The sequence below is a fragment of the Kitasatospora sp. NPDC057904 genome (assembly GCF_042887925.1).
Taxonomy (GTDB): domain Bacteria; phylum Actinomycetota; class Actinomycetes; order Streptomycetales; family Streptomycetaceae; genus Kitasatospora.
In genome coordinates this window covers 1-9,363 of record NZ_JBHVOL010000052.1, presented here as the reverse complement: position 1 = coordinate 9,363, position 9,363 = coordinate 1, and the positions used below count along the sequence as shown (strand labels likewise).

Genomic DNA, 9,363 nt, shown 5'->3' with positions numbered 1-9,363 from the left:
TACTGCAGGGGGGACCCTGTGGGAGAGTAGGACGCCGCCGAACAATCATTCAAGAAAAGCCCCTGATCCATTCGGATCAGGGGCTTTTCGCATTTCCCGAACACTCCGAAGGCCCCGAACACAACGCCCGGACACCCCGAGCGCCGCCGGCTGTGACGCAGGTCACGCCGAATCAAGAACCTGCACGCCGCATCCGGCGTCTGGCTGGTGTGAGATCACGCAGGAGAGCACTGGACGAGCTGGACGAGGAGCGACTCCTCCGCCTGGTGGCCAGAGGTGACCGCGGGGCGTTCGAGGAGCTGTACCGCCGGACGTCGCCGTGGCTGGCGGTGCGGTTGCGCCGTCGCTGTTCGGACGAGCAGATCGTCGCCGAGGTCATGCAGGAGACGTACCTGGCGGTGTGGCGCGCGGCCGGCGCTTTCGCCGGGAGCGCGGTGGGCGGGACGGCCGTCGGGTGGCTGTGGACGATCGCGGCGCGCCGGCTGGTGGACGCCTTCCGGCGTCGCGCGCACCACGCCGAACCGCCCGTCGCCGCCGCCGAGTCGGCGGTGGTGCCGGCGGCGGAGGAGGAGGCGCTCGCGGGGACCGTCGGCGGCGACGTCGGCGATGCGCTGCGTCGGCTGGCGCCGGAACTGCGGCAGGTCCTGCAGGCCATGGTGCTCGACGGGCTGTCCGTCCGGGAGACGGCCGTCCTGCTCAGGCTGCCCGAAGGGACCGTCAAGACGCGTGCCCGCAGGGCCCGGATCGCGATGCGGGAGGAACTGGCATGAGCACTGGCACAAGAGGTGGCATGAGCCCGGAACACGCGTCGGCGGGGCTCATCGCCGACTACGCGCGCGGTGACGTCGAACTGCCCGCGGACACGTTGTGGGCGCTGGAGTCCCACCTGGAGACGTGCGCGCCGTGCCGCGGGCGGTTGGCGGCCGCGGTCCCCGGCGAGGCACCCGGGATCGCCGCGCTCGTCGACTCCGTCCGGGCCGGTCTGGAACCGCAGTTGGCCGCCGCCGTCCGGGCGCCCGCCCGGCGACGCAGGCCCCGCTGGGTGACGGCCTGGCTGACGCCCGTCATGGCTCCCTGGCTGGCCATGACCGCCGCCGTCACACTGGCCGCTCTGCTGCTGGACGGGGGCGCGTCGTCGGCCACCCTCGGCAGCCCTTCGCTCCTGCTGCTGGTCGCGCCCGTGCTGCCGCTGTGCGGTGTGGCGGTGTCGTGGTCGCGCGGCCTGGATCCGGCGCACGAACTGACGGCGTCGACCGCCCGCGCCGGACTGCCCCTGCTCCTCCGCCGCACCGCGGCGGTGCTCGGCGTCGTGCTGCCGGGGCTGCTGGTGCACGGCTGGCTGACCGGGGCGATGACGGCCGCGCAATGGCTGCTGCCTTCCCTGGCCTTCACCTCCGCCGCCCTGGCGCTGGGCAGCGTCGTCGGGGTGACCCGCGCCGCCGCCGGACTGGCCGCCGTGTGGGGCGTCGCCGTCGTGGCACCCGCCTGGTTCACCCAGCGCGTTCCCGTCGTCCTGGAGGCGAACGTCCTGCCCCTGTGGGGACTGCTCCTCGCGCTCGGCGTCGGCGCCGTGGTCGCCCGTCGGAACGTCTACTCGGCTCTCTGAAGCCCTCGTTGACCCTCGAAGCCCAGAGCGTCGAAGCCCAGAGCGTCGAAACCCAGAGCCTCGAAACCCAGAGCCTCGAAACCCCAGACCTTCGAAACCCAATCGATGCCCCCGAAAGGGACCATCCATGACACCTGTGACGAGCGCGGTCGACATCGCGCCGAAGACCTACGCCTGGGAGGTCCGGGCCACCGGCCTCAGCGTGCGCGCCGGGCGGCGGAAGCTCGCCGTCGACGGGCTGGACCTCGCCCTGGGCACCGGCACCCACGGCCTCCTGGGGCCCAACGGCGCCGGAAAGACCACCCTGATCCGTGCCCTGGCCACCGTGCTCCGCCCCGCCGCCGGCTCGCTGGAGCTGCTCGGCACCCCCGTGAGCGCGCTGGGCGACCACCGGGCGCTGCGGCGCCGGATCGGCTACCTGCCCCAGGAGTTCGGCTACTACAAGCGCTTCACGGTGCGCGAGTTCGTCGAGTACATGGCCTGGCTGAAGGAGGTGCCGAAGGCGGACATTCCCGGGGCCGTCCAGCGGGCCGTGGAACGGGTCGGCCTCGCCGATCGCGCCGACCACCGGATGAAGACGCTGTCCGGCGGCATGGTGCGGCGGGCGGGCATCGCCCAGGCCATCGTCAACGACCCGACGGTGCTGCTGCTGGACGAGCCGACGGTCGGCCTGGACCCGGCGCAGCGGCTGCGGCTGCGCGAGCTGTTGCAGGAACTGGGCCGCGAGGCCTGCGTGATCGTCTCCACCCACCTGGTCGAGGACGTCGCGGCGGCCTGCTCCGACGTGGTGCTGTTCGCCGACGGCCGCCTCGTGTTCCAGGGCACGCCCGAGGCCCTGGCCGCGGCCGGTGGCCCCGAGCACCCGGGTGACAGTCCGCTGGAGCGCGGCTACTCGGCGCTGCTGAGCAACTCCGGGCAGCCGGGGGGTACGTGGTGAACGGGCGGGTGCTGCGGACCGAGCTGAAGCGCTCGGCCGCGCCGTGGGCCGGCGGCGTCGTGCTGCTGGGCAGCCTGGCGGTCTTCTTCCTGATCGACGGCATCTGGTGGCGGGGCAACGCGGGGTGGACGGCCCAGTGGACCACCATGGCCATGTGGACCCGGTACCTGCTGGGGTTCTGGTGGCCGCTGGTGGTGGGCCTGGGGGCGGCGTACGGGCTGCGCGACTCCCGCTCGCGGATGGGCGAGCTGCTGAGCACCACGCCGAGTCCGGCCTGGCGCCGCGCGGCGCTGCCGGCGGGCGCGATGTCGCTGGGGGTGTCCTGCGGTTTCGGGCTCCTGCTCATCGTGGGCGGGGTCGAAGTGGGCCTCGGCCGGACGACGTACATGTCCCTCGGCTGGCTGCCGATCTCTCTCGTGGCGGTGCTGGCCCTCGTCGCGGGGGCGGTCTTCGGCATGGGCGTCGCGCGGGCGCTCCCGTCCGTGCTCACGCCGCCCGCCTTGGTGGTGACCTTCCTGATGCTGGGGAGCCTCCTGCTGCGGCAGAGCGGCGACGGGGCCCTGCCGTCGGGCCTGGCGCCGAACCGGCTCGCCCTGTTCTCCCCGGTGACCGTGGATCCGCGGCAGATGCTGCTGACCCTGTCCGGCTCCGTGCACCTCGGCCAGACGCTCTGGCTGCTCGGTCTGCTGGGCACCGGCTTCGCCCTGCTGGCCGCCACGACGCGCCGGAGCCGGCTGCTCGGGGTGGTTCCCGTCCTGACCGGCGCGGCCCTGGCCCTGGCGGTTCTCCCGGCCGAGGCCCGCGACACCTACGTCGTCGACAAGGCGGCCGCCGCGCTCGTCTGCGACGGGCCGGTGTGCGTGACGCAGGCGAACCGCGACCGCCTGCCCGAGCTCTCGCTGCGCGGCAAGGAGGCGCTGCGCGTGCTGCACGACGTCCTCGGCGACACGGCGCCGACCTCGGTGCGGGAGGACACCGCGCTCTACGCGCTCGGCGCCGAACGCGCCCTCTCCGCCGACGTGGTGATGGTGGACTTCGACGAACGGCTGCTGCGCGACGCGACGGGTGAGCAGCTGACCCGCGTGCTGATCGGGAAGGGCCTGGCACCGACCTGCCACGGGGACAACGACCGGGAGGGCGGGGGCCGCCTCGGCGTCGCCGTCCAGAGCATCGCCGTGAGTTGGGCCCTCCACGACGCACGGTTCCAGCCGCTGGAGGACCGCGGCACCGAGGCGTACGAACTCACGACCTGGGCGGAGGCCGAGAACGCCTGGCAGAGGCTGACAGCACTGCCGCCGGCCGAGCAGCGCTCCCGGATCGCGGAACTGCGTGCCGCGACCGTCTCCTGTTCGGGCTACGGCCACCTCCGGGCACTGACCGGGGAGGCGGCCCGATGAGGTGGCTGACGCTGTACGCCCGTTCGCGCCAGGTGCCCGTGTCGGCCGCCGCGATCGCCCTCGTCACGGCGGCGCTCTGGGCCCTCGACGGTCCGGAGCACGCGGAGGTGGGGACGGCGATCCTCGTCCTGACCACGAACGTCGCCGCCGCCTCCGTCGGACTCGGCGGCCGGGACGTGACCCTGGAACGGACGGCCGCGATCCGCTGGGCGTCCCGCCGGGCGGCTCACGTCCTGCTCATCGGCCTGCTCACCGGCGCGGCCCTGCTGGCCGTCCAGGCGGCAGGAACACAATTGGCCCCCACGGCGGTGGTCGTCCGCGCCGCAGCGGGGCTGACCGGCCTGGCCGCCCTGGGCGCGGTCCTGTGCGGAGCCCACTTCGCCTGGACCCTCCCGGTCGGCTGGCTCGCCTTCACCCTCCTGACCCCATCCCCGCGCGGCACCGCAGGTGAGGTGCTCCACTGGATGACGTTTCCCCCCGACACCCCCGCCTCCACCGCGACGGCCCTCACCCTGCTGGCCCTCGGCACGACGCTGTACGCGGCGACCGGCCCGCGGGAGTAGGGGGGCCGGGCAGCGGCTGCCACCGGTCCCGTAGGAACCGGGACCGGTGGCCCGTGCGGTCGGGACACGGGCGCGGAGACCATGGGGAGGACCAGGGAGGCGGTGAGCGGATGAGCGGGTTCGGGAGCGGTGGTGGCCTGGGCGTGGGAGCCCTGGCGGTCGCCGCGGGCACGCTGGCGAGCGCCGCGGTGTGGTCGCTCCTCGCACTCACCCACCCGGGGACGGAGGGCGTCGGCGGACACTACTTCTACGACGGTGTCTGGGTCGCGCTCGGCCTGATCTTCACCCTCGCCGGGCTGTTCCTGGTGGTCAACGGCAACAGCCGGGCGCTCGGCACGCTCCTGGTGGTCAGCGGGCTGCTCCAGTCGCTGCGCATGGTGGTGCTCCTCGCCGCCGCGCTCGCCGGTGCCGGTCCGGCGGTCACGGGTGCGGTCATGGCGCTCGTGCTGGCCGCCGACATCGTCAACGCCTTCCTGGTGATCGGCTTCCCGCTCTGGCTCCCCGACGCCCGGCTGCCCGGCGGGATCTGGCGCTCGATCACCGTACTGGTGGCCGCCTGGAGCGCGGTGCTCGCGTTCGCCAACACCGCCCGGGTGCCCGCGTTCGACACCCTGCCCAACCCGCTCCACGGCACCGCGCTGTTCGCCTGGCTGGACGGCTGGCTCGGCCCGCACGGCATGGACGTGTTCGCGGGCAGCCTCGTGTTCACCCTGACGGTGGCCGGGGTCCGCTGGTGGCGCTCGCCCGGATCGCACCCGCACCTGTTCGAGGTCACGCTCGTCTACGGGGTGTGGGCCGCGCTGGCCACCGTCCCGCACTACCTCGGCGACTACCCCGCGTGGCTGCCGTACGCGGTCATCGTGGCCGGTGAGGCCGCCTGGATGCTGGTGCCGCTCGCCGCCTTCCGGCGCGACCGCCGGCTCTCCCTGGACCGGGTCACCCGGCGTTACCTGACCGCCTACGCCTTCTGCACGCTGCTGTTCGTCGTCGTGCTGCTCGCCGTCTACCTGACGCACCGCCTCCTGCCCGGCACCGGCACCGGCGCCCGGTGGTGGCAGCTGGCCACGGCAGGGGTCATCGGTGTGCTGCTGCGACCGGCCGCCCGGGGTGTGGAGCGCGCCGTGGACCGGTACTACTACGGCGAGCGGGCCCACCCGTACCAGCTGGTGCGGCAGCTGGCGGAGCGGATGAGCCATGCCGTCAATCCGGCGGACGCGCCGCCGCTGCTGTGCCGCACGGTCGTGGAGGCCCTCGGGCTTCCCGTTGCCGCCGTCCGGGTCCGGACCCGCTGCGGGCCGCGCGAACTGGCCCGGTTCGGGACGCCCGACCTGCCCGGTGAGGCCGTTCCCCCCGTGTACGAAGCCTTCCCGCTCACCTACGAGGGCGCCGGGATCGGCGAACTGCTGGTGCCACCGCGCCCCGGGCAGACCGAACTGGACCGGCAGGACCGCGCGGTGCTGAGCCTCCTCGCCGACCAGGCCTCGCCCGCGATCGCCTCGCTCGGCCTCTACCAGGACCTCCGGGCCAGCCGCGAGCGGCTCGTGCTGGCCCGCGAGGAGGAGCGGCGCCGGCTCCGCCACGACCTCCACGACGGTCTCGGCCCCGCCCTCTCCGGCCTGCGCCTGCGGATCGACACCGCCCTCTCCGGCCTGCCCGGCGGCTCCACCGCGGCCACCTCGCTCACCGAGGCGTCCACGGGCATCGGCCGGGCGATCACCGAACTGCGCCGGATCACCGACGGCCTGGCCCCCGCCTGCCTCGACGGCGAGGGCCTGGCTGGCGCGCTGCGGCAGCTCGCCGACACCTTCGGCAGCCGGTCGCTCAAGGTGACCCTCGACCTGCGCCCCGACCCGCTGCCCGCGCTCCCGGCCGCCGTCGAGGTCGCCGTCTACCGCATCAGCGGGGAGGCCCTCAACAACGTGGTCCGTCACTCCGGTGCGACCTCCGCCCGGCTCACGCTCCACGCCCCGGCCGACCGGGTCACCGTCGAGGTCGCCGACAACGGCACCGGCTTCCCCGGCGGTGGCTCCACGGCCGGCGGCGACTCGACGGCCGGGGTCGGCCTCCGCTCGATGGCCGAACGCGCCGAGGAACTCGGAGGGACGTTCACGGCCGCCAACGCCCCCGCCGGCGCCGTCGTCCGGGCCGTTCTCCCGCGCGGCCGCGCGGATTGACCACGGCCGGCGGGTGGGTCGCGGTCAGGTGGCGGCGGGCTCCGCCGACCTGACCGCCCGGGTGCCCGGCGACACCGACAGACGGACCACCCTTCCCGGCGCGAGCTCCGGTGCCCCGGCCGGCAGGGCCCAGGCGACGGTGCGGTCCGAGTCGCCCGTGTCCACCGCGAGGAACCGCGGCGCCTTCTCGCGCTTGCGCGGCTCCAGGCGCAGCACCTCGCCGGTGACGGTGAGCGGCGCGCGGCGCTCCAGGACGGCGAGGACCAGGTAGTAGCCGGTGACCGCGCCGAAGACGGCGATCGCGGCGGTCTCGCCCGGCAGGGGGCCCGAACCGTCCATGCCGTGGGTCAGCCAGCCGTGGCCGCTCGCGTAGTTGCCGGGCATCGTCGCGAGGAACGCCAGGAAGAGCGTCCACCGGCTGAAGCGGCCGGCCGCCGCCATCGCCAGCAGCCCGATGCCGACCCAGCCGAGGGTCAGCAGCAGGCCCGGGCGGCGCAGCGAGTGGCTCGCGTCGGGGCCGGACGTGACGGCCCACTCGGGCCGGCGCAGCGCCGCGAACAGGACCAGGCCGACGGCCACCACCGCTGCGGCGCCGGCCAGTCGGAGCAGTTGGGCGGGAGTCGCGCCGAAGCCGGGGCGAAGACGTGGGTAGCGGATCCGCACCGGGCGCCAGGCGCCCCCGTAGGAGGACCAGACGCGCCGCTTGTCGCCCGCGTCGAAGCCGAGCAGCCGGGAGGTCCGGGTGGTCACGCCGAGCGCCGCGCCGTACGCGAGGTAGCGGTCCCACACGGCGACGGACGCGGGCGGCAGCGGGGCGAAGTCCTCGTGCGCCCGCAGCCAGGCCTGGACGCCGGCCCAGTGTCCCGCCCGTTCCAGGCCGAGCCGCGTCGCGCGCTCGCCGAGCGCCCTGGCCAGCAGGTACATCAGCGGGACGGACGGGAGGACCCCGACCACGATCGCGGCGCGGATGTTGTGGCCGCCGGTGAGGCCGCCCAGCCCGAGGAGCACCCCCGGGCCGAAGGAGGCGACGGCCAGCGCACCGGACAGCAGCGGCGCGAACCGGGACCGGGAGAGCCCGCGCAGCCGGGCCTCGGCGACGATCTCCTTGCGCAGCGCGCCGTTCCACGAACTCGCGCGCTCCTGCGCGCGGAAGGCGATCGCACCGATCGGGGCGCCGGCTGCGCCCGCCTGCTCGGTGATCCGGGCGAGGACCCGCCGCTCGTACGGCGTCAGGTCGCCCGTGTCCGCCTCCGTGCCGGTGACGTGCACCGTGCTCTGCGCCGGGTCGTCCGCGGGCTGGCGCACCTCGACCAGGCCGCGCGCCGCGAGGTCGAGCAGGGTCGCCACGGCGGCGTGGTCCACGGAGCGCCACCGGTTGGTCAGCAGGGCCACGACGGCCGGCCGCTCCGGTTCGGGGCCGAACTCCTGCGTGGCGGGGGCCGCGTGCACGGCGCCGTTCCGGGTGGCCACGAGGGCGAGCCCGAAGGCGGCGAGCCAGAGCACGAACAGGCCGGCGGCGGACCAGTAGAACTGGTCCTCAAGGCTCATGCTCATGCGAAGGTCACCCGCGGCGCCTCCTGGGCGGCGGCCCCGGCCTCGAAGTACTCCCGGCGCCCGTGCGCGCCGCCGATCCCGGAGACGACGTTGCCCGGGAAACTCTCCAGCGCGGTGTGGTAGCTCTGGACGGCGCTGTTGTAGAACTGCCGCGCGTAGGCGATCTTGTCCTCGGCGGTGGCCAACTCGGCCTGCAGCGTGGCGAAGTGGCGGTCGGCCTTGAGCTGCGGGTAGTTCTCGCCCAGGGCGGTCAGCTTGCCGAGCGAGGCGGTCAGCACGTCCTCCGCGGCCGCCTTGCCGGCGACCCCGAGACCGGCGTCCGTCGCGGCCCCGCGGGCGGTCACGACCGCCTCCAGCGTGGCCCGCTCGTGCGCCGCGTACCCGCGGGCGCCCTCGACCAGGTTGGGTATCAGCTCGTGCCGGCGCTTCAACTGGACGTCGATCTGCGCCCAGGACGCCTGCGTCTGATTCCGGAGCCGGACCAGCCGGTTGTACGTCCGGACCACCCACCACACCAGCGCCACTGCCAGTACGGCGACGATTCCACCCACGACGACACCCACGATGCCCCCCGATAAACGTGACCTCGTGTTCCGGCCGATCCGGTAGGTCGGGCAGATCCTAGGCGTGCTAACCGGTCGGGTGTTGCGAATAAGTGAGGGAGCCGGCCACGACCGGACCCGGGCCGGGTGGCACGGTCGGCGCCCCGCGGCCGCCGCTCCGGGGTCGCGTGGTCGGACCGGCCGCGAGCTGGGCATTTTGTGTCCGACGCGGAGTAGGAGTACTGTCAGTCAGCCGCTTGGCAGGGAGCACCGGACACGCATCGGCGCGGACGGTCCCGGGGCGGCCAATCCTCTGAAACACCACTTCCCGGTCCGGGCCGGGTCGCGTCCTGTCGCGGCTCGGTGCGTATTTGGCATGTGTGTTTATCGGGATTGTGGCCTGACTTCGGTCGGATTCGCTTTTCGGAGCGGGGATCGGCTAGAGTTCAGGACGTCGGACGGGGCGTAAAGCTCCGGTCAAGACGGCAGCAAGTCGGATGACGAAGCCCCGGAAAACGGAGCGGAAAACATCTGATAAGCTGGAAACACGAAAGAACGAAGCGCCCGGAGGGCCCGCTGGAAGGCGGCTC

8 protein-coding genes are annotated in these 9,363 nt (G+C 74.0%); 6 read left to right on the top strand and 2 right to left on the bottom strand.

The genetic code is table 11. The annotated features are described in order from the left end of the window. Positions 1-209: 209 nt before the first annotated feature. The 6 genes from ACFVSN_RS44775 to ACFVSN_RS44750 all read left to right on the top strand — a co-directional run bounded on the left by ACFVSN_RS44775 (position 210) and on the right by ACFVSN_RS44750 (position 6,677). A complete protein-coding gene (locus tag ACFVSN_RS44775; protein WP_380448637.1) occupies positions 210-770 on the top strand; it encodes an RNA polymerase sigma factor in 561 nt (186 codons plus the stop codon). Between the two features lie 20 nt (positions 771-790). Further along, a complete protein-coding gene (locus ACFVSN_RS44770) occupies positions 791-1,606 on the top strand; it encodes a zf-HC2 domain-containing protein (RefSeq protein ID WP_387603758.1) in 816 nt (271 codons plus the stop codon). 127 nt (positions 1,607-1,733) lie between these two features. Continuing rightward, positions 1,734-2,543 (top strand): ATP-binding cassette domain-containing protein, encoded by an 810-nt coding sequence (locus tag ACFVSN_RS44765; protein ID WP_380448634.1) that lies wholly within the window; start codon positions 1,734-1,736, stop codon positions 2,541-2,543. After that, the gene (locus ACFVSN_RS44760; RefSeq protein ID WP_380510578.1) at positions 2,540-3,940 is read left to right on the top strand and encodes a hypothetical protein; all 1,401 of its coding nucleotides are present in this window, start codon (positions 2,540-2,542) and stop codon (positions 3,938-3,940) included. Before ACFVSN_RS44765 ends, ACFVSN_RS44760 begins: the two co-directional genes overlap by 4 nt. After that, complete coding sequence (locus ACFVSN_RS44755) at positions 3,937-4,503, top strand: hypothetical protein (RefSeq protein WP_380510581.1); 567 nt, start codon at positions 3,937-3,939, stop codon at positions 4,501-4,503. The genes ACFVSN_RS44760 and ACFVSN_RS44755 overlap by 4 nt, the downstream gene beginning before the upstream one ends. Positions 4,504-4,613: 110 nt before the next feature. Next, positions 4,614-6,677 carry a sensor histidine kinase gene (locus ACFVSN_RS44750; RefSeq protein ID WP_387603751.1) on the top strand — a complete coding sequence of 688 codons (2,064 nt, stop codon included), beginning with the start codon at positions 4,614-4,616 and terminating at the stop codon, positions 6,675-6,677. Positions 6,678-6,701: 24 nt separating this feature from the next. On the opposite strand, the gene ACFVSN_RS44745 is transcribed toward ACFVSN_RS44750, so the two are convergent. Together ACFVSN_RS44745 and ACFVSN_RS44740 are read right to left on the bottom strand one after the other, a co-directional pair. Further along, positions 6,702-8,231, bottom strand: a complete 1,530-nt coding sequence (locus tag ACFVSN_RS44745) for a DUF2207 family protein (RefSeq protein WP_387603753.1) — start codon at positions 8,229-8,231, stop codon at positions 6,702-6,704. After that, positions 8,228-8,782: a LemA family protein gene (locus ACFVSN_RS44740; RefSeq protein ID WP_380510589.1), complete on the bottom strand. Its 555-nt coding sequence runs from the start codon at positions 8,780-8,782 to the stop codon at positions 8,228-8,230. Before ACFVSN_RS44740 ends, ACFVSN_RS44745 begins: the two co-directional genes overlap by 4 nt. Positions 8,783-9,363: the final 581 nt, after the last annotated feature.

Excerpts from the sequence above, each read along its gene's own strand:
- ACFVSN_RS44770 (WP_387603758.1), top strand. The coding sequence starts at position 791 with ATGAGCCCGGAACACGCGTCGGCGGGGCTCATCGCCGACTACGCGCGC.
- ACFVSN_RS44765 (WP_380448634.1), top strand. The coding sequence starts at position 1,734 with ATGACACCTGTGACGAGCGCGGTCGACATCGCGCCGAAGACCTACGCC.
- ACFVSN_RS44755 (WP_380510581.1), top strand. The coding sequence starts at position 3,937 with ATGAGGTGGCTGACGCTGTACGCCCGTTCGCGCCAGGTGCCCGTGTCG.
- ACFVSN_RS44750 (WP_387603751.1), top strand. The coding sequence starts at position 4,614 with ATGAGCGGGTTCGGGAGCGGTGGTGGCCTGGGCGTGGGAGCCCTGGCG.
- ACFVSN_RS44745 (WP_387603753.1), bottom strand. The coding sequence starts at position 8,231 with ATGAGCATGAGCCTTGAGGACCAGTTCTACTGGTCCGCCGCCGGCCTG.